Here is a 21,152-nt window from a genome sequence, read left to right as displayed (position 1 = left end):
AAAAAACACGAAAGCTGTCATCAAGCGATGACAGCAGAACTTACTAATTAGAATTATTCTTATTTGTTTTCATTGTACCATACATTTTATGAGATGGATACGGTTTTGCGCTAAGAATTTTCTTGGTGGGGAATAAAGACGTTTCTTTTTCCAAACATAAAGATGGTGAAGGAGACAAACAACAGCAGCGTACTAATAATGTAAAAGAAGCTGACGTTTTGAAAATACTTAATAAATAGACCGCCGATAACAGGGCCGGCTAAGCTTCCAAGGCTGTAAAAGATGCCGCATAGTAAATTTCCGGTCGGCAGCAAATTTCTCGGTACCAAATCGGCCATGAAGCTGATTCCCAATGAGAAAGTAGACCCGACGAGCATGCCGGAGACAAGGAAGGTCAGGAATAAGCCAAATGACGAATGCTCGACAAAACTGGCGGCTGTAAAACTGCAAAAGCCGAGAAAAAGAACTGTCATTAAAACTTTCCTTCGCCCATATTGGTCACTTAACAGTCCTAATGGCAACTGAGTAATGATGCTGCCAATGGCAAATCCTGATAAAACAAGGGATACGCTCGATACTGCTAAATCCATTCGTAAAGCGTAGATCGGAAAGCTTCCGTTCAAGGAAGCTTCCAGGAAGCCATAAACAAACGTAGGCAAAAATGCAACCCAGCCGTATTTTAAGGCTTTTGTAAACTGTTTGACCGTTGAAAAAAAGGAATTAATTTTCACTTCCTGTTCAGGAAATTCATTTTTAAGCACAAAGACAAATCCCCATCCGATTAAGCAAAGAATGGAAGATACTATAAATGGCAGGGCTTCATTTAGATTGACCAGCGGTGTCATCAGCGGACCGGCGGCAAAACCAATGCCAAAGAAAAGGCCGTACAAGGAAACGTTTCTTCCTAGCTTATCTGGCGGCGAAAAGGAGGTAATCCAGGTCTGGGTCGCAAAATGCAGGGCGTGATCGCCAATTCCAATCATCAGCCTTAGGAAGAACCAAAACCAAAAGGCCTTCCATAACGGAAATAAAGCAAGCGCGGTAAACACAAGCCCGCCGCCCACAATAATGATTGGTTTATAGCCATATTTTCGTAATGGCATTTCCATAAAAGGAGCCACACACAATATTCCGATGTAAAGAGCGGTTGCGTTAAGTCCATTTAATGAGGAAGACACCCCGCCTTTTTCAAAAATAACCGCAATCAGCGGCAGCAGCATTCCCTGCGAGAAACCCGAGATGGCCACAATGCTGACTAGGATTGTAAACCGAAAATTATTTTTCATTGAATGTTCCTCTACTTCAGACGTTCTTCCTAATGATGGTAAATCAGATTATGCTTTATTTGCAAGAAAAATGTTGCAAGTTCATTCCTTGAAATGGTAATCTTTAGTTTGAAAAATTTGGGCATAATGGAAAGAAAGATAAAAAGAGAAGCGATTAAAATATACATATATGGAGGGAAATCGGTGACAAATAAAATTTTTATGCTGCTGACATTTATCGGGGTCCCCGTTTCAGTTATTGGGACACTGATGCATTGGCCAAGTATTATCCTATTTATTATTTACTGTTTAACAATCATTGCATTATCAAGCTATATGGGGCGGGCAACGGAAAGCTTGGCCATTGTGGCTGGGCCGCGTATCGGCGGACTGTTGAACGCCACTTTTGGAAATGCCGTCGAACTGATTATCTCCGTATTTGCCTTAAAAGCCGGGCTTGTCGGGGTTGTCCTTGCATCGTTGACAGGTTCGGTGCTCGGGAATTTGCTGCTAGTGGCAGGTCTGTCTTTCTTTGTCGGCGGCTTAAAATACAAACGGCAGAAGTTTAATGTCTATGACGCCCGCCATAATTCCGGATTGCTAATGTTTGCGGTGATGATTGCATTTGTTATTCCAGAGGTTTTTTCAATGGATATGAATGATACTAAGAAATTATCTCTGAGTGTCGGCATTTCGGTTATTTTAATCCTGCTTTACCTCGCAGCTTTATTTTTTAAGCTTGTTACGCATCGTGGGGTTTATCAAAGTGATAACGAGGCCCAGCATCATAATGAAGAGCCGGAGTGGGGGAAAGGAAGAGCCATCCTGGTGTTGCTTTTAGCAACGCTGGCGGTTGCCTACATTTCCGAGAATCTCGTTCATACCTTCGAATTTGTGGCGGAATCCTTTGGCTGGTCGGAGCTGTTTATCGGGATTATCATTGTAGCCATCGTCGGAAACGCGGCTGAACATGCTTCAGCGGTGTTAATGGCCTTTAAAAATAAAATGGATGTAGCTGTGGAAATCGCCATTGGCTCCACTTTGCAGGTTGCGATGTTTGTTGCCCCGATTTTAGTGTTAATTTCCTTGTTATACGAAAAATCTATGCCGTTACTATTCAGCTGGCAGGAGCTAATCGCGATGGTTTCATCGGTATTATTGATGGTTGTCATTTCCAACGATGGTGAAACCAACTGGTTCGAAGGTCTGACCTTACTTGCCGCCTATGTCATTATGGGGATTGGATTTTACCTAATATAATCATTTTCACTAAAAAAGACTCCAAGCCGATTGGCTTAGAGTCTTTTCTTATCATACGGGATAAGACTTATGTTTTGGACCGAACATTCTTTCATATAGGGTATTTCATCAATCGCTTTTACTTGGGACCATCAACCACCAACCTTCATGTTTAGTTTAGGAAAAACACGACTGTTGAATGCATATATAAGAGTATCCCAACCTCCTTAATAATAATTAAAAACTAAGTAAGCTATGTCGATTGATTGCAGCCCTCCTTTTTGAAAGTTAAGTTTATTATAACCTGTAATTTGAATTTTGTAAATGTTCGGATTATTACATTTTTATTACTTTTCGACCGCGCAAATAGATACAGAATTAGGACACTGAGAAAATTTGCAAAAGCAGTACTTGCCAATGGATAATATGGCCCAACTCCGAAGAAACTACTAGCAGATTATTTTTGCTATTTGCGAAAGGAGTTTTTCTTTTGAAAAAAATTGCCTCGGGTCTTTTAATTTTTGTTTTAATGGTTTCTTTCATACCGTCTGTCTTTTCTGAAAAAACTGCTGTAAAAAAGGAACCGATAAAGACCCAAATTCCATCCTCGGTTAGGAATATCACAAAGGAAAATACATATCCTAATTCGACTCAGGATTTGCCTTTTCTGCAGCCAAGTGATTTGACAAAAAAACTTATAAATTCTTCAAAGGTCAAAATTGAAAACCCTGACCTTATTCGTATGCTGAACGAATCAAGCATAAACGGCACACCGTTTGCTGTCGGCTACCGCGCCATCGTTTACCTTGGCCAGTGGCCGTTGAACTATGAGTCTTTGGAAACCTCGACGAATTGGGAGTATCAAAAAATCAATACGAATTACTTTGATAACCGCGGCGGCAACGCTCCATATCAAATTAAATATGTTCAGGAAGCGCAGAAAATTGTCAGAGGCGGTTTAACGGCCAAAATTCCAAATGCCGAAGACGTGAAGAAAATGATTCTTTTAAAGGCAATGCAAAAAACGAATCTGCCGCTCTCATTTGATACAATTATCGGTGCCGGTACAAAGAACGATCACATTTATAACATCCCTTCAAACCGGCTTGGTTACCTTTATGCTTATGCGCCTGCCGTGAATGAAAAGGGAAAAGTAACGTATGGTGAAGTCTACTTAATGTTAAAAGGAAACCGCAAATTCATTGTCATCAAAAACGTAACCTCACAGGGAATCGGTGCATGGATTCCTGTGCAGGACTATGTTTCCTTTGGATTTCTCGCTTCCGAACGTCCACGCTAAATTTATTTTGAACTAGCTCCTGCCAATGGTTTCGGCAGGAGCTTTTTTAGCTAATAGGAAATTCAACTACGCCTCTGTCTTCGTCCTAACGGACTCGCCAATCGGCGAGTTTTCATTTAAAAAAAGAAGATTGCAAAACCACTGAAATTTGGTTAGGATGAAAAAGGCAACTGAAAAAAAGGAGCGAATTTACGATGGGCAGTCCCACTCATGATAAAAATTCCCAATTAGACTTTTTAAAGCATCGTCTTAATATGTTTCTCGACATTCTCGAAGCCATTGACCCGGAAGATACCGATTTAGACGATATTGACCGTCTGATTACGATGATTGACGAGCTGGAATCAAAAATAAGAGAATTCAATAATCGCGAATTAAGTGAGTCTGTTAATTAGCAGGCTCTTTTTTTTGAGAAAAAGTTTCCACGAAATCGATTACATCCAAATCCTTTAATTCTTTCGCCTATAGGAGTATAATTATAACCGTCAAAAAGTTGTAAAAATTTATGCATAATTAGGGGAAAATAGGGAAAGGGGAAACAGTCACGTGAATATCGAGAAATTCCAAGAAAGCATGTACGACCTTATTGTGGAAACCTCCACTAAGCTGCCAAAAGATGTGCGCCGCGCTATCAAAGCAGCGAAGGAACAAGAAAATGCCGGGACTCGCGCTGCAATGAGCCTAGCGACCATTACCAACAATATTAAAATGGCGGACGACCAGGTATCACCAATCTGCCAGGATACAGGACTTCCTACTTTTAAAATTAAAACTCCAGTTGGTGTCAACCAATTAGAAATAAAAGAAGCCATTAAAAAGGCGATTATTCAAGCAACAAAAGAGGGCAAGCTGCGCCCTAACGCTGTTGACTCTTTGACGGGTGCCAACAGCGGCGACAACCTAGGGGCTGGCGTTCCGGTTGTTAAATTTGATCAATGGGAAAAAGATTATATTGATGTGAAGCTGATTTTAAAAGGCGGCGGCTGCGAAAATAAAAACATTCAGTATAGCCTGCCTTGTGAATTAGAAGGACTTGGACGCGCAGGACGCGACCTTGATGGGATCCGCAAGTGTATCATGCACTCTGTTTACCAGGCACAGGGACAAGGCTGTTCTGCAGGCTTCATTGGCGTCGGCATCGGCGGCGACCGTTCCTCCGGCTATGATTTGGCAAAGGAACAGTTATTCCGCTCGGTTGATGATGTGAATCCTAATGAAGATCTTCGTAAATTGGAAGAGTATGTACTTGAAAATGCAAATAAATTAGGAATCGGTACAATGGGCTTCGGTGGCGAAGCAACTTTGCTAGGTTGTAAAATCGGTGTCATGCACCGCATTCCTGCCAGCTTCTATGTGTCTGTTGCTTACAACTGCTGGGCATACCGCCGCATGGGTGTTTCCATAGATCCTGAGACTGGCGCAATTGTTGAATGGGCTTACCAAGATGGCGAGTTTATTGATTTCGCACAAGATGAGGCAGAAAAAGAAGTTGCTGCTGCTTCTGAACAGGAAGTCATCACTTTGCAAGCCCCAATTACTGAAGAGCAAATTCGTGCTTTGAAAGTCGGTGACGTTGTGCAAATCAACGGCATGATGTACACTGGCCGCGATGCGATTCATAAGTATTTAAGCGACCATGACGCACCTGTTGATTTAAACGGTCAAGTGATTTACCACTGTGGCCCGGTTATGCTGAAGGATGAAGCCGGCGTATGGCACGTGAAAGCTGCTGGCCCGACAACAAGTATCCGTGAGGAGCCTTACCAAGGCGACATCATGAAGAAATTTGGCATCCGTGCTGTTATCGGTAAAGGCGGAATGGGCCCTAAGACTTTGGCTGCTTTAGCAGAGCATGGGGGTGTTTATTTGAACGCAATCGGCGGTGCTGCCCAGTACTATGCTGACTGTATTAAGGGTGTCGAAGGCGTTGACTTAATGCAATTTGGTATACCTGAAGCAATGTGGCATCTGCGTGTTGAGGGCTTCAAAGCGGTAGTTACAATGGATTCGCACGGCAACAGCTTACATGCTGATGTTGACAAATCATCATTGGAGAAATTGGCGCAGTTTAAGGAGCCGGTTTTTAAATAAGATCTTTGGGATTGGGATAGACTCGCATAGCGGGTCTATCTTTTTTTTGTGGGCGCTGAGGGGGTGAGATTGTAGATATGTTTCGGAAATTTGTAGATATCTCGGAAATTTTGTAGATATATTTGAAAAATTGTAGATATCATCCGAAAATTTGTAGATATCATTTCAAGCGGCAAGTTTTCAGTTCGTAATTAATACTAGGATTTCCCTTCAGATAGGGTCCTAAGGGCCAATTTGTAGTTATCTGCTGGTAATTTGTAGATATCCTAAATAATTTGTAGATAAAATTAAGAAATTGTAGATATCTCTCCAAAATTTGTAGATATTTTCTCAACTACAAAAATAAAATACTCAATTTTAAAAAAATCAACAGGGATATTGACGTTTTCTGTCGAAAATATCAGCTATAACTTTAAAGGAGGGAACATTTTGTTTGATTTAGAGCTTTATAAACCGATTCCACTGGAACAAACAGAAGCACTCATAAGAAGAATAACGCAATATCATCCTAAGAGACCCAATATAGAAAAAGAAATAAAAAAATTATATTCTGGCTACCAAGGTGAAAAAAAACTTCGCTATTTTCTTGGATTAATTCCTGACAAAAAATATCATATTTTTCATGGCCTCCGTCTCCCGATTGGAAATACTTACTTTCAAATAGATGCACTTCTTCTTTCCCCTAAACTAACTCTTATTATTGAATCCAAAAACTATGCAGGGACAATTACAATTGAAAAAGACCAATTAATACAGGAGGTGAATGAATCAAAAGAGGTATATGATAATCCGTTAGAACAGGCAATACGCCATAAAATTCTTTTACAATACCTGCTTGAAAAATACCAATTGCCTGCAGCACCAATTGAAGTTTTAGCTGTAATGACAAGGTCCTCAAGTGTAATCAAGATTGCACCGGGATACCATGAAGCAGAAAAAAAGATAGTAAAAGCAGGCAATCTTTTAAGAAAGATTGAGGAACTGGAAAATCGCTACACCGCAGAAAGAATTGATCAGAAAACAATTGGGAAAATAAAAAGGCTGGTATTAAGTAAACACACCCCACTTAAAATTGATGTATTACGAAAATTCGATATCGGAATAAAGGAAATTATTCAGGGTGTTTGTTGTCCACGATGCTTACATATACCAATGCAATATCGAAGGCAGAAATGGTATTGCCCAGTATGCGAGTTGCTTTCGCAGGATGCATACATCGAAGCAATCAATGACCATTTTTTAATTGTAAAAAATTCGTTAACAAATAGAGAATTACGTGAATTTCTGCATATTCCCTCTTCAAGGCAGGCTACCTATTTGTTAAACCTAAAAAAACTCCCATCCACTGGATCCAATAAGGGCCGAATATACTACCAACCAAATTAACCCCATTTTCCTTTATATGTTAATTATGTTTTCCCCCCGAGAACAAACACTATAAAAAACAATATTGGGGGAAACTTGGATGAAAAAATTATTGTGCTTACTTAGCATAATGGTCCTATTGTTACCGACTCTTACATATGCAGCTCTGCCGAATCGGCCGATACATTGGGGATTTAAAAAAGCAGTTGATGAAGTGCCACCGGAGGCAGGGGCGGAATATGATGAAATTCTTGCTAAATACGGGGCAGTTTACAAAGGTGACCCGAATAAAAAAATCATCTATCTTACCTTTGACAGCGGCTATGAGAACGGACACCTCCCTAAGATTCTTAAAGTCCTGAAAAAAGAAAAAGTGCCGGCGACTTTTTTTGTGACTGGGCATTTCCTGCTGTCACAGCCGGAACTCTCTAAACAAATAGTCGATGAAGGGCACATCATTGGGAATCATTCCTGGCACCATCCTGACTTTACTCGCGTTAGTGACGAAAGGGTCCGTACAGAACTGCGAAAAGTCAGGGATAAAACTAAGGAGATTACTGGTCAAAAAGAAATGGGCTATCTGCGCCCGCCGCGCGGTGTTTTTAGTGAAAGAACGATGCAAATTGCAAAAGAAGAGGGCTTCACACATATTTTCTGGTCCCTGGCTTTCGTCGATTGGAATGTAAACAGCCAAAAGGGCTGGCATTACTCATACAACAATATGATGAAGCAAGTTCATCCAGGTGCAATCATTCTCTTGCATTCCGTTTCGAAAGACAACGCGGATGCTCTTGAAAAAACCATCCAAGATATGAAAAAGAAAGGATACAAATTCAAAAGCCTCGACCATTTGATGAAGAAACCGAATGAAAAGAAGAAGAAATCGAAGAAGAAGTAACCGAATTTCATTGAAATTCGGTTTTTTTCTATTTCATGCTATAATACGGGGAAAATACTAAAGGATGGAGCCCATATGTGGCAAGAAACTATACGTATTGACGGTCCGTATAATTTTGACAGCGTATTGGAAAGACATGCGCCGGATCCTTTGAAGGTGCTCGATTTAGCCAAACGTACAATTCGTGTACCGGTTGTCATACACGACAGTTCACATGCAGTACAGGTAACGGCAGCGGGAACAATACACGAACCATCGTTCATTGTTTCAGGAAATAGTGATGCCGACAAAGATGCAATTATCCAGCGTATAGCGGAAATTTTTCAATGGAATGTTTCTTTAGCAAATGTCCATGACCACTTTGAAAAAACAGATTTAAAGGAAATATTCGATTCTTTCGTTGGCACCCCGCTGGTTCTGGATTTCGATTTGTTTGGGTCGTTATTAAAATGCATTATCCACCAGCAAATAAATATGAAATTTGCCTATACCTTGACCGAGCGATTTGTCAAAACGTTTGGTTATGTGATAGATGGAGTATGGTTTTTCCCACAGCCGGAAACAACTGCTAGGTTAACGGTGGAAGAGTTAAGACCACTGCAAATAAGCGGCAGAAAGGCTGAATACATCATTGGAATTGCCAAAGAAATCGTCGAAAATGGGCTCGACTTAGACGCCTCGAAAAACCAATCGGATGAGGAAGTTTTTGAACGGCTAATGAAAATCCCCGGCGTCGGCAGGTGGACGGTGGAAAATTTCTTATTATTCGGACTGGGCCGTCCAAATCTTTTTCCATTGGCTGACATAGGCATACAAAACGCCATCAAGAAACTATATCAGCTCGAAAAAAAGCCGTCCTATGAAGAAATGGAACAATACAAACAGGGCTGGGAACCATATCTAAGCTACGCTTCCCTTTACTTATGGAGAAGCATCGAATAATTTGGAGTGAACTTTATGAAAACAGAACAACATATCAAAATACAACCTAAACAGACCTTTCCGCTGACCATCAAAAGGCTTGGCATTAACGGTGAAGGTGTCGGCTATTTTAAAAAGCAAGTCGTCTTCGTGCCAGGTGCGCTTCCAGGCGAGGAAGTGGTGGTAGAAGCAACAAATATCCATCCGAAGCATGCTGAGGCAAAAATTAAGAAAATCCGCATCAAGTCGCCGCATCGAGTAAAGCCGCTTTGCCCGGTATACGACCAATGCGGAGGCTGCCAACTGCAACATTTGGACTATAAACAGCAGCTTAAGGAAAAGCGTGATATCGTAATTCAATCTCTTGAACGCCATACAAAGCTCAACATTGAAAAACTTGATATCCGTGAAACCATTGGAATGGAAGACCCATGGGGATATCGAAACAAGAGCAGTTTTCAAGTGAAGGCAATAGATGGCAAGGTACTTGCTGGGCTTTATGGCCTTAATTCCCATCAATTGATTAATATTGACGAATGTGCTGTGCAGCATTCACAAACAAATGAAGCAACATCAGCGGTTAAAAGGATTTTAGAGGAATTAAAAATTCCTATTTATAATGAAAAATCCAGAAAAGGTATTGTTCGAACCATTGTTACACGGGTTGGCATTCAAACAGGCGAACTACAAATAGTCCTAATCACAACACAAAAAGAATTACCAAAAGTGGACATCATCATTCAGGAAATCCAAAAACGTCTTCCAAATGTGAAATCAATTATTCAGAACATAAATGGGCAAAAGACGTCGCTTATTTTTGGCGAAGAAACACTTCCGTTAGCGGGTGAAGAGTTTATCCAAGAAACACTAGGAGATCTTCAATTTGAGCTTTCTGCAAGGACGTTCTTTCAATTAAATCCAGTTCAGACCGTACAGCTTTATAATGAAGTGAAAAAAGCAGCCGCGCTGACTGGTCAAGAAAAAGTAGTAGATGCTTATTGTGGAGTGGGCACTATCGGGTTATGGCTCGCCGATCAGGCAGGAGAAGTCCGTGGAATGGACGTCATCCCAGAATCGATTGAGGATGCGAAGAAAAACGCAAAGCGTCACGGATTGAACAATACAAAATATGTACCTGGAAAGGCAGAAGAGGTCCTGCCAAAATGGGTCAAAAAGGGTTGGAAGCCCGATGTAATTGTTGTCGATCCACCTAGAACAGGTCTTGAGGGACAGTTAATTCAAACCATCCTTCAGGCAGAACCAACAAAGCTCATTTACATCTCATGCAATCCATCGACCTTGGCAAAAGACATTCAAACCTTCAGTTCCAAATATGATGTGAAATATATACAGCCAGTGGACATGTTCCCGCAGACGGCGCACGTCGAATGTATCTCGCAACTCATTTTAAAGAAAGGCAACTAACCCCTTCTGGGTGTTGCCTCTTACATTTCTTGTTGAGGATTAACAAAGCTGTATTGAATATGGACAGTTCCATCTTGATTACAAGTAATCTTCTCAACCAATGTATGAAGGATTGTCGGCGTTAACTCGTTTAAGTTTAGAACGTCTTTTAGCTTACCAAAATAGCATTATTCCCAAAACGAAGGTTTTCTGAGAGATTTCAGCAGACCTTCGTTCTTTTTATGCCCGAAAAAGAGGAGAAAAGCAGGAGCAGAGTAGGAGTTGAGGGTGTAGGAAGAAATGTGAATCATTCAACCTTAACTCCTATTGTCCCTTAAACCTTATCACTACTATGGAACGTAATTTTTATTCAGAATTCATGCACAGTTTATACACAAATTGAGAAAAAGCGTGAAAAAAGCTGGAATAATTATTATTTGGGAGAAAGTGGGGAAGAGTGAGAAAAGGGCGGAGGTCAGGTGGGAGAGGAAATGAAAGTAGATAAAAAACTGATTAAGGGATTGAGGAATTGGGCAATGCCTTTCCCTAAAAATTCAAGCTGATGTTCTAGAGCCGTACTCTTAAGGACAAACTAAACAGAAATAAAGGGATATCAACAAAAGGACCTTATATAAGGGGGATACATCACTTGGATAAAAGATACTTAGATTTGCTAGACGAAAAATATGATACCGAAGAAAAAGTGGTTACAGAAATTATTAATTTGGAAGCTATTCTTAATCTACCAAAGGGAACAGAACATTTTGTCAGTGACTTACATGGGGAATTCCAATCTTTTCAGCATGTATTGAGAAATGGATCTGGGAGAATAAAAGAGAAAATCGAAGAACTTTTTAAGGATATATTATCTGAGAAAGGTATCAATGAATTGACGATATTGGTTTATTATCCTGAAGAAAAATTACAGTTAATTAAGAATAGCTTCGACAATAAACAGGAATTAAACGGGTGGTATGCTGAAACAATTAATCATATGATTAAACTCATTTCTTTTGCCTCTTCTAAATATACACGCTCGAAATTACGTAAAGCATTGCCTGAACAGTTTGTTTATATTATAGAAGAGTTATTATACAAAACGGAAGAAGAATCCACAAATAAGGAACCTTATTACACCAAAATTGTTCAGCAAATTATTACTCTTAATCAGGCTGATAAGCTTATTATTGGTCTTGCATATTGCATGCAGAGGTTGGTTGTGGACCATCTTCATGTAGTGGGGGATATATATGATCGTGGACCTGAGCCTGACCAAATTATGGAAACACTCATTAATTATCATTCTGTTGATATTCAGTGGGGAAATCATGATGTATTATGGCTAGGTGCGTATGCTGGTTCCAAGGTTTGTCTAGCTAATATTCTCCGTATCTGTGCTCGGTATGATAATTTAGATATTATTGAAGATGTGTATGGAATCAATCTAATACCACTTCTAAATTTAGCTGAGAAATACTACAAGGATAATCTGGCTTTTAGACCCAAAAAAACTTCTGGAAAATATCTATCAGAGGATGAAGAATTACAAATCACAAAAATTCATCAAGCAATTGCCATGATTCAGTTCAAACTTGAAATTCCTATCATTAAGAGACGACCATTCTTTAATATGTCAGGAAGGCTATTACTTGAGAAAATTAATTATGATAAAAACGAAATAGTGATTCATGGAAAGACATATCCACTGGAATATACTTGCTTTGCAACTATTAATCCAGAAAACCCAAGTCAATTGTTAGAGGAAGAACAGAAGGTAATAGATAAATTATTATTTTGTCTTCAACATTCGGAAAAGTTGGCCAGACATATGAACTTCCTTATGAAGAAAGGCAGCCTATATTTGAAATATAATGGTAACTTATTGATACATGGCTGTATCCCTTTAGATGATAAAGGAAATATGGAAAAAATGATGATTGAAAATACAACGTATGACGGTCGGGAGTTATTGGATGTCTTTGAACATCATTTACGATACGCTTTTGCACACCCTGAAGAAACCGATGATCTTTCTACAGATATGGTCTGGTATTTATGGACAGGCGAATATTCATCACTCTTTGGCAAGAGGGAAATGACAACCTTTGAAAGGTATTTTATTAAAGATAAAGAAACTCATAAAGAGAAAAAGAATCCATATTACTATTTACGGGAAAAGGAAGAAATCTGCCGCAAAATTTTAGCAGAATTTAATCTAAATCCCGATCATGGTCATATCATAAATGGGCATACGCCTGTTAAGGAAATTAAAGGGGAAAACCCAATTAAAGCAAATGGAAAAATGATTGTTATTGACGGTGGCTTCTCAAAGGCCTATCAATCGACTACAGGGATTGCTGGGTATACTTTATTATATAATTCATTCGGTATGAAATTGGTTGCTCATAAACATTTTAATTGCAAAGAAAATCTCTTGCAAAATGGCATGGATGTTTTATCAATGAAAAGAATAGTGGACAAAGTGGTAGAAAGAAAATTGGTACTGGAAACAAATGTAGGGGAGGAATTATTAGAGGAAGTCTCTGCTTTGAAGGGGTTGATGGAGTATCGTTATATGAAGTAAATTTAATTATTTGAATCGAAAACAGCTCTTGATGAATTGAATGATATTCTTTAGCCACCATTAATTTTCAATCTGATAAATAGACGGAAAAATTTCGCTTAATTTGTAATTACTAATGAAAATAGAATAAATAGGCGGAGAGATTCCGCCTATTGGCTTGAAAAATGTGAAAATAAGGGATATTGCTTTGCTTAGACGGAAAACCTCCGCTTATTTACCCCGAAACGAGCTCCATTTTGCATTTAACCGGAAAATCTCCGCTTCTTTTACTTTTGCAGGTTACTTAATAACAAAAGGGGTACTCGAGTGAATTTTATTCATTGGGTACCCCTTCATCTTTTTTAAAACACTTTCGTAGTCCAATCCTCACAATTCCAAATATCGGTCGCAATTTCACGATAGAAATCAGGCTCGTGGGATACCATCAAAATACTTCCGCGATATGCCTTTAAAGCACGCTTCAATTCTTCTTTTGCGTCCACATCTAAGTGATTGGTAGGTTCGTCTAGGATTAATAAATTCGTTTCTGTGTTAATAATTTTACACAAGCGAACTTTGGCTTTTTCGCCACCAGAAAGGACTTCGACTTTACTTTCAATATGTTTTGTCGTTAATCCACATTTTGCAAGAGCAGCTCGGACTTCAGCCTGATTCATACTTGGGAACTCGCTCCAAATCTCTTCAATACAAGTGTTGTAGTTGGACTGTTTAACTTCCTGCTCGAAGTAACCGATGTGTTGATACTCACCACGTTCCACTTTACCCGAAATGGGATTAATCAACCCGAGAATACTTTTTAAAAGAGTAGACTTACCAATACCGTTTGCACCCACGAATGCAATTTTTTGTCCGCGTTCCATTTTTAAATTCAGAGGGCGGGAAAGTGGTTCATTGTAACCAATAACAAGATCTTCAGCCGTGAAAATATAACGACTAGCTGCACGAGCTTCTTTGAAGTTAAACTCTGGTTTCGGCTTCTCTCTCCCCAATTCAATAACTTCCATTTTGTCGAGCTTCTTCTGACGAGACATCGCCATATTACGAGTCGCAACACTTGCCTTGTTACGAGCAACGAAATCTTTCAAATCAGCAATTTCTTGTTGTTGACGCTTGTAAGCGGACTCTAGCTGTTGCTTCTTCATTTCATATATTTTTAAGAAGTTATCATAGTCACCAACATAGCGGTTCAACTCTTGGTTTTCCATGTGATAGATCAAGTTAACAACATTGTTCAAGAATGGAATATCATGTGAAATCAAGATAAATGCATTCTCATATTCCTGTAAATAGCGCTTCAACCATTCGATATGCTGTTCATCCAAATAGTTCGTAGGCTCGTCTAGTAATAGGATTTCAGGCTTTTCTAGCAAAAGCTTAGCTAGCAAAACTTTCGTACGTTGCCCACCGCTAAGATCATCTACATCTCGATCGAGTCCAACATCGTCTAATCCTAGACCACGAGCAACTTCCTCCACTTTTGCATTAATTCGATAGAAATCATTACTATCTAAAGTTTCTTGCAGCTCTCCAACTTCTGCAAGTAATGCATCAATATCAGCGCCTTCATCGCCCATTTTTGCATAAAGCTCATTGATCTCTGATTCAGCATCAAAAAGATATTGAAAAGCAGTACTCAAAGCTTCACGCATCGTAGTACCTTTTTGAAGTACAGCATGCTGGTCTAAATAACCTACACGAACTTTTCGTGACCACTCAACTTTCCCCTCGTCGGGCTGCAACTTCCCCGTAACAATATTCATGAAAGTAGACTTACCCTCACCATTTGCCCCAACTAGCCCAACGTGCTCTCCTTTTAAAAGTCGAAAAGACACATTATTAAAAATCGCACGATCACCGAAACCGTGACTTAAATTTTGTACATTTAATACGCTCATTTTTTTACCCCTTATCTAATGTTACATATGCATGTGGATATCATACTAGATTTAGACCGGATTTTCTATCTTGAAGTTATTTTTTGTGCGTAATGTAATTTTAAAACTTGCCCAGTCTTAGGACTGGGTTTATTTCTTATTTCGGAAATTCAACCATCGCCTGAAAGGAACATTTTGTGTTTGATAATAAGTTATAAAGCATGATATAAGTGTAAAAGAAGTGGAACATTTGGCTTTATATTTTTTGGCCGAGTGCGTGAAGTTATATCCATAATGAGAGGATTTGAGTTTAAATTGATAGATAATTTTTGGCGTGATTTACCACGACCATTTTTTATACTTGCACCAATGGAAGATGTGACAGATGTTGTTTTTCGTCACGTAGTAAGTGAAGCGGGTCGACCGGATGTATTTTTCACAGAGTTTACAAACTCGGATAGCTATTGTCATCCAGAGGGCATGAAAAGTGTGCGTGGCCGTTTGACTTTTACAGAAGATGAACAGCCAATGGTGGCACATATTTGGGGGGATAATCCCGAATATTTCCGCCAAATGAGTATCGGCATGGCAGAGCTAGGATTTAAAGGCATCGATATTAATATGGGCTGCCCTGTACCGAATGTGGCATCGAGAGGGAAAGGCAGTGGCCTTATTCTGCGTCCAGACGTTGCGGCAGAACTTATTCAAGCAGCAAAAGCGGGCGGACTGCCTGTCAGCGTGAAAACACGACTTGGCTATCAGGAGGTTCAGGAGTGGGAGGAGTGGCTAACGCATATTCTAAAACAGGATATTGCGAACCTTTCTATTCATTTACGTACACGAAAGGAAATGAGCCAAGTAGATGCGCATTGGGAACTAATTCCGGAAATCAAAAAATTACGTGACCGTATTGCACCGAATACGCTACTAACAATCAATGGAGACATTCCTGACCGTCAAACTGGGCAGCAACTTGCTGAACAATATGGTATTGATGGCGTTATGATTGGGCGGGGTATTTTTAAAAATCCTTTTGCTTTTGAAAAAGAGCCAAAAGAGCATAGCAGTAAAGAATACCTTGATCTTTTAAGACTGCAGCTTGATCTTCAAGATCGATATGCGGAAGTACTGCCGCGTTCAATCACAGGGCTTCATCGCTTTTTCAAAATTTATGTCAAAGGATTCCCTGGAGCTGGTGAATTAAGAAATCAATTAATGAACACGAAATCAACAGATGAAGTGCGTGCATTGCTTGATAATTTTGGGCCAAAGAATCTTGATGGAATGGCTGAAAGAGAAGGTGTTCCTGATGGCAAATAGTAAAATGAATCCTAAGGTTGATAAATATTTAATTGATGGTTGTATGCGTTGTCCGCTGGGGGCTACTCCCGACTGTAAAGTCAACAATTGGCCGGAGGAATTAGAGAAATTAAGAATGATTGTTCTTGACTGCGGGTTGACAGAAGAATTGAAATGGGGAGTTCCTTGCTACACATTTCAGAAAAGTAATGTACTGATAATAAGTGCTTTTAAAGAATACTGTTCGCTTAGTTTTTTCAAAGGTGCCCTGTTAAAAGATGCCCATCGGATTCTAGAAAAGCCAGGGGAAAATACGCAAGCAGGACGCCTGGTAAAGTTCACCAATGTTAAGCAAATAGTTGAGCTCGAACCAGTCTTAAAAGAGTATATTTATGAAGCCGTTGAAGCGGAAAAAGCTGGTTTGAAAGTGAATACTAAAAAGAATCCAGAGCCAATTCCTGAAGAGCTTCAAAATAAATTTGAGGATATCCCTGCCTTGAAAACTGCTTTTGATGCATTGACGCCGGGGCGGCAAAGAGCATACATTCTTCACTTTTCAGCACCCAAACAATCCAAAACCCGGGTGTCAAGGATTGAAAAATATATGGAGAAAATTCTCGCTGGAAAGGGATTAAATGATTAGTTGATTCGATGAAAATAGCCGTTCCAAATGGAGCGGCTTTGTCTTTTATTTAATCCGAAATAATTCATATCCATTCCCTTTGGTAATCCATTTTTGTTTTTTTTCTTTATCGCTTAATGCTTGATGAAGCTTAAATAGCGCTAAGTTTTTAGCTGTTTCATGGGTACCGCCATAACAATCATGAACGGTTATTTCCCCATTCGTTGCAGAGATAATGTATCTATCTTCGTCAAGCCAAATACGATATCTAACTTTTCCGTGCCGATACCAAATCCAATTCCGAATTTTCTTTATCAACCACGGCATTAAATTCACCCCACTTTCTCTTACTTTTAAAATTCCACATTTGTTATGTGCTTCCTATAGAATGATTTGGATATATTGTGACGTTTTCAAAAAATCTAAAAACAAAACTATTTTTATTATATATAAATAATAAAATCTGAAAATTGGTAAAATAAAAAATAGTTGAATACTTTAAAAATATTCAATTTACCAAAAACTAATAGTTTTATATGATTTTTAGGTATGATATATTAATAAAGTATTAATGTTTTATCTATTAAAAATAATCTAAAAAGGGGTACATTGAATGAAAAAGATTGGTTTATTTAGTTTATTTTTAATCCTTACGATCTTTATCGCAGCATGCGGAAGCAAGGAAACATCAACATCCGGAGAGAAACCGAAAGATGAAAAGGTATATAAGGTTGGAGTAGATACCACTTACCCTCCATTTGAATATAAAGAGGGAAATGATTATAAGGGTATCGATATCGATTTGATTAATGCAATCGCGAAAAATCAGGGTATTAAAATTGAGCTTAATCCAATGGATTTTGGTGGAATTATTCCAGCTATGCAAGCTAATCAGCTTGATGTAGCCATTGCCGGAATGAGTATTACAGATGAAAGAAAAAAGGTAGTAGATTTTTCAACACCGTATTTTGATGCAGGATTAACAGTTGTTGTTAAAAAAGACAATTCAACTATTAAATCAGTTAATGATCTTAAAGGGAAAACTGTTGCCGTTAAAAAAGGAACAACAGGTGCCAAATATGCAGAAGATAATGCATCGAAACTAGAAATTAAAGTCGTTCAATTCAACGATAGCCCGGCAATGTTCCAGGAAGTTTCTAATGGAAATGCAGATGCGCTTATCGAAGACTATCCTGTAATTTCTTATGCTATTGCCCAAAAAGACCTTGGTTTGAAAATCGTTGGTGATCGCTTAAATGGCGACCAATATGGAATTGCTGTTCTAAAAGGACAAAACCAGGATGTATTAAAGAAGATTAATAAAGGCCTTGAAGAACTCAAAAAAGACGGAACCTACGATAAAATTGTAGAAACATACCTTGGCAAAAAATAAATATCAAATATAGGGCGCGCTCACAGCGCGCTTTTTCTTCTAGAAAGGGGATGAAAAAGAGTGGATATTATTACGGCAGCATTACCAATATTATTAAAAGGACTTGAAGTCACACTTTATATATTTGTTATTGCTATTATTCTAGGGTTTTTAATTGGTTTATTAATGGCCTTGTTACGTCTTGCACCTTTTAAAATCTTGAATTGGATTGCGAAGGTATATGTCGATGCAATTCGTGGAACTCCATTTATCGTGCAGTTATTTTTTATTTATTTTGGAGTAAATTCACTGCATTTGGTTTCCCTAAACAATACGACAGCGGGTATTATTACTGTTGCGATCAATGCTGGGGCATATTTTGCAGAGATAATCAGAGCGGGTATTCAATCTATTGATAAGGGGCAAACAGAGGCAGCTAGGTCGATTGGTTTTACGTCTGCACAAACGATGCGTTTCATTATCCTGCCTCAGGCGTTTAGAAGGATGCTCCCTACTATTACAAACCAATCCATTATTAGTTTAAAGGATACTTCTCTTTTATCGGTTATTGGTATTGCTGACTTAACACAACAGGGTCAAATACAGGCTGCTGCAACCTTTGAAGCCTTTAAAATTTGGCTGACTGTAGGTGTCATTTATTTTATCATTATTTATCTATTAACCATACTTGCTAACTTTATAGAAAGGAGGATCGAGATGCGATGAGCATTATTACTGTAAAAAACTTAAGAAAATCATTCGGGAACCTAGAGGTATTAAAAGATATTAATGCTGAGGTTCAAGAGAAAGAAGTTATCTGTGTAATCGGTCCTTCTGGATCGGGAAAGAGTACATTCCTTCGCTGCTTAAACCGCCTGGAGGAAATCTCGGGCGGCGAAGTAGTGATTAACGGACATAATATCACTGACCCGAAAATTAATATCAATAAAGTCAGGCAGGAAGTCGGAATGGTCTTCCAGCAATTTAATCTGTTCCCTCATAAAACTGTTTTAGAAAATATCACGTTAGGGCCGATTAAAATTCTTTCTAAAGATAAAGCGGAAGCTGAAAAAAAGGCTCTTGAGTTACTTGATAAGGTAGGACTTAAAGAGAAAGCAGGCAGCTATCCGGGAGAACTGTCCGGCGGACAAAAACAGCGGGTTGCCATCGCAAGGGCACTGGCCATGAATCCAAAAATCATGCTTTTTGACGAACCGACTTCTGCACTTGACCCGGAAATGGTCGGGGATGTATTAGAAGTTATGAAACAGCTTGCCAAAGAAGGTATGACGATGGTGGTTGTGACGCATGAAATGGGATTTGCCCGAGAAGTTGGAGACCGTGTCATTTTCATGGATGGCGGGTATATTGTCGAAGAAAATGAACCGAATCAGTTATTCGGCAACCCACAGCATGAGAGAACAAAGGCTTTCTTAAGTAAGGTGCTATAAACTAAAATAGCAGGATCATTTTATAGAGGGGGAACCTAAAAGTAGAAATACTTTTGAGGTTCCTCTTTTTTAAAATAACCTACTGAAAATAGGCTGTTTTGCTGATAATGAGGGTATAGATCATCTTTTGAAAATTCTCCTTCTAAAATGGAAGGTCAAAAGAATTTTTTCAATAATTTTAAAATTATTTACCAGTGTGTGTTAAACCACACATCTGATATGATAGTGATATGTTATCTTAAATATATATTACTTTTGGAGGTAATGGGAAATGCAACTTACTCTAGAAAATACTAAAAATACCAAAAGTGACAACCAGCCATTTTCAAGGACTAATCCTTTTCAGGCAAAGGTTCTAAAAAATATTAATTTAAATGGGTCAGGCTCTAGTAAAGAAACAAGGCATATTGAGTTATCATTAAAAGGTTCAGGCCTATCTTACAATCCTGGTGATGCACTTGGCGTTGTCCCTGCAAATGACCCGGAACTTGTGGCTGCCCTTCTTGAGGAAATGGCCTGGGATGAAGAAGCGGAAGTAACGGTGGGCAAGCAGGGTGAGACACTGTCACTTAAGGAAGCGCTGACAAGCTACTTTGAAATTACACTGCTATCGAAGAAAATTTTACAACAGGCAGCAACATTCACAGAAAACGAAGATCTGCAAAAGCTTATTTTGGTTGAAAATGCTGCTCAGTTAAAGGAATATTGCTATGGGCGAGATCTGCTTGATATGTTACGTGATTTTGGCCCATGGAAGGCTTCTGCTCAGGAGATTGTTTCTTTATTAAGAAAAATGACGCCACGCCTTTATTCTATTGCAAGTAGTATTGCTGCTAATCCGGAGGAAGTTCATCTAACTATTGGTGCTGTTCGCTACACATCTCATGGACGTGAGCGAAAAGGAGTTTGCTCTGTTTTGTGTGCGGAACGTGTTCAAGAGGGAGATACTTTGCCAGTCTTTGTTCAGGCAAATAAGCACTTCCATTTGCCGGAGTCCGCTGATACAGATATTATTATGGTCGGCCCGGGGACAGGCATTGCACCGTTCCGGTCTTTTATCCAGGAACGTGCCGTTAATAAAGCAGCTGGCCGCACATGGTTATTCTTTGGGGACCAGCATGCAGCTTCAGATTTCCTATACCAAGCAGAGTTGGAAACCTATAAAAAAGATGGGGTTCTAACAAAGCTTGATACTGCCTTCTCCCGTGATTCAGATCAAAAAGTTTATGTACAGCATAAAATGCTTGAACATGGCAAAGAATTATTTGAATGGCTGGAAAAAGGCGCTTACTTCTTCGTTTGTGGAGATAAGGAACATATGGCGAAAGACGTCAATGAAGCGCTAATTACTGTGATAGAAAAAGAAGGTGCGCTTGACCGTGAGGCAGCCGAGGCATATCTGAAGGAGTTGCAGAAGCAAGGACGTTATCTGCGCGATGTTTATTAAAATAAAAAGATGTTAAATAC

18 protein-coding genes are annotated in these 21,152 nt (G+C 39.2%); 15 read left to right on the top strand and 3 right to left on the bottom strand.

Annotation, left to right across the window (positions count from 1 at the left end; genetic code table 11):
* Positions 1 to 110: 110 nt before the first annotated feature.
* Positions 111 to 1,286, bottom strand: a complete 1,176-nt coding sequence (locus ACFPA1_RS25560; protein ID WP_378587095.1) for an MFS transporter — start codon at positions 1,284 to 1,286, stop codon at positions 111 to 113.
* 183 nt (positions 1,287 to 1,469) lie between these two features.
* On the opposite strand from ACFPA1_RS25560, the gene cax reads away from it, so the two are divergent.
* From cax to ACFPA1_RS25515, 9 genes are all read left to right on the top strand, one after another.
* Complete coding sequence (cax, locus tag ACFPA1_RS25555; RefSeq protein WP_378587092.1) at positions 1,470 to 2,525, top strand: calcium/proton exchanger; 1,056 nt, start codon at positions 1,470 to 1,472, stop codon at positions 2,523 to 2,525.
* 469 nt (positions 2,526 to 2,994) lie between these two features.
* Positions 2,995 to 3,804: a YfkD famly protein gene (locus tag ACFPA1_RS25550; RefSeq protein WP_241113933.1), complete on the top strand. Its 810-nt coding sequence runs from the start codon at positions 2,995 to 2,997 to the stop codon at positions 3,802 to 3,804.
* 194 nt (positions 3,805 to 3,998) lie between these two features.
* Entirely contained in the window at positions 3,999 to 4,199 is a 201-nt protein-coding gene (locus tag ACFPA1_RS25545; RefSeq protein WP_213146575.1) for an SE1561 family protein, read from the top strand.
* 151 nt (positions 4,200 to 4,350) lie between these two features.
* Positions 4,351 to 5,895: a fumarate hydratase gene (locus tag ACFPA1_RS25540; RefSeq protein ID WP_378587087.1), complete on the top strand. Its 1,545-nt coding sequence runs from the start codon at positions 4,351 to 4,353 to the stop codon at positions 5,893 to 5,895.
* A 429-nt stretch (positions 5,896 to 6,324) separates the two neighbouring features.
* Positions 6,325 to 7,281: a nuclease-related domain-containing protein gene (locus ACFPA1_RS25535; RefSeq protein WP_378587084.1), complete on the top strand. Its 957-nt coding sequence runs from the start codon at positions 6,325 to 6,327 to the stop codon at positions 7,279 to 7,281.
* Positions 7,282 to 7,360: 79 nt separating this feature from the next.
* Positions 7,361 to 8,158, top strand: coding sequence for a delta-lactam-biosynthetic de-N-acetylase (gene pdaA, locus ACFPA1_RS25530; protein ID WP_378587081.1), 798 nt, complete (start codon positions 7,361 to 7,363; stop codon positions 8,156 to 8,158).
* Between the two features lie 75 nt (positions 8,159 to 8,233).
* Positions 8,234 to 9,100 carry a DNA-3-methyladenine glycosylase family protein gene (locus tag ACFPA1_RS25525; RefSeq protein ID WP_378587078.1) on the top strand — a complete coding sequence of 289 codons (867 nt, stop codon included), beginning with the start codon at positions 8,234 to 8,236 and terminating at the stop codon, positions 9,098 to 9,100.
* 15 nt (positions 9,101 to 9,115) lie between these two features.
* Entirely contained in the window at positions 9,116 to 10,504 is a 1,389-nt protein-coding gene (gene rlmD, locus ACFPA1_RS25520; protein WP_378587075.1) for a 23S rRNA (uracil(1939)-C(5))-methyltransferase RlmD, read from the top strand.
* A gap of 628 nt (positions 10,505 to 11,132) precedes the next feature.
* Positions 11,133 to 13,067 carry a fructose-1,6-bisphosphatase gene (locus tag ACFPA1_RS25515; protein ID WP_378587072.1) on the top strand — a complete coding sequence of 645 codons (1,935 nt, stop codon included), beginning with the start codon at positions 11,133 to 11,135 and terminating at the stop codon, positions 13,065 to 13,067.
* A gap of 341 nt (positions 13,068 to 13,408) precedes the next feature.
* Here the strand turns inward: ACFPA1_RS25515 and ACFPA1_RS25510 are convergent, their stop codons facing one another.
* A complete protein-coding gene (locus ACFPA1_RS25510) occupies positions 13,409 to 14,962 on the bottom strand; it encodes an ABC-F family ATP-binding cassette domain-containing protein (RefSeq protein WP_378587069.1) in 1,554 nt (517 codons plus the stop codon).
* Between the two features lie 273 nt (positions 14,963 to 15,235).
* Between ACFPA1_RS25510 and ACFPA1_RS25505 the strand changes: the two genes are divergently transcribed.
* Positions 15,236 to 16,261 carry a tRNA dihydrouridine synthase gene (locus ACFPA1_RS25505; RefSeq protein WP_378587066.1) on the top strand — a complete coding sequence of 342 codons (1,026 nt, stop codon included), beginning with the start codon at positions 15,236 to 15,238 and terminating at the stop codon, positions 16,259 to 16,261.
* Positions 16,251 to 16,883: a YdeI/OmpD-associated family protein gene (locus ACFPA1_RS25500; protein WP_378587063.1), complete on the top strand. Its 633-nt coding sequence runs from the start codon at positions 16,251 to 16,253 to the stop codon at positions 16,881 to 16,883. The genes ACFPA1_RS25505 and ACFPA1_RS25500 overlap by 11 nt, the downstream gene beginning before the upstream one ends.
* 45 nt (positions 16,884 to 16,928) lie before the next feature.
* Here the strand turns inward: ACFPA1_RS25500 and ACFPA1_RS25495 are convergent, their stop codons facing one another.
* Positions 16,929 to 17,189: a hypothetical protein gene (locus tag ACFPA1_RS25495; protein WP_213146765.1), complete on the bottom strand. Its 261-nt coding sequence runs from the start codon at positions 17,187 to 17,189 to the stop codon at positions 16,929 to 16,931.
* Positions 17,190 to 17,475: 286 nt separating this feature from the next.
* On the opposite strand from ACFPA1_RS25495, the gene ACFPA1_RS25490 reads away from it, so the two are divergent.
* The 4 genes from ACFPA1_RS25490 to ACFPA1_RS25475 all read left to right on the top strand — a co-directional run bounded on the left by ACFPA1_RS25490 (position 17,476) and on the right by ACFPA1_RS25475 (position 21,132).
* Positions 17,476 to 18,255: a transporter substrate-binding domain-containing protein gene (locus ACFPA1_RS25490; RefSeq protein ID WP_378587059.1), complete on the top strand. Its 780-nt coding sequence runs from the start codon at positions 17,476 to 17,478 to the stop codon at positions 18,253 to 18,255.
* Positions 18,256 to 18,315: 60 nt separating this feature from the next.
* Positions 18,316 to 18,960, top strand: coding sequence for an amino acid ABC transporter permease (locus ACFPA1_RS25485; protein ID WP_378587056.1), 645 nt, complete (start codon positions 18,316 to 18,318; stop codon positions 18,958 to 18,960).
* Positions 18,957 to 19,685 (top strand): amino acid ABC transporter ATP-binding protein, encoded by a 729-nt coding sequence (locus ACFPA1_RS25480; RefSeq protein ID WP_277398292.1) that lies wholly within the window; start codon positions 18,957 to 18,959, stop codon positions 19,683 to 19,685. The genes ACFPA1_RS25485 and ACFPA1_RS25480 overlap by 4 nt, the downstream gene beginning before the upstream one ends.
* Before the next feature lie 271 nt (positions 19,686 to 19,956).
* Entirely contained in the window at positions 19,957 to 21,132 is a 1,176-nt protein-coding gene (locus ACFPA1_RS25475) for a sulfite reductase subunit alpha (protein ID WP_378587052.1), read from the top strand.
* Positions 21,133 to 21,152 lie beyond the last annotated feature (20 nt).

This window comes from Neobacillus sp. GCM10023253 (assembly GCF_042653105.1).
Taxonomy (GTDB): domain Bacteria; phylum Bacillota; class Bacilli; order Bacillales; family Cytobacillaceae; genus Neobacillus; species Neobacillus citreus.
This window is presented reverse-complemented; position numbering and strand designations above follow the sequence as displayed.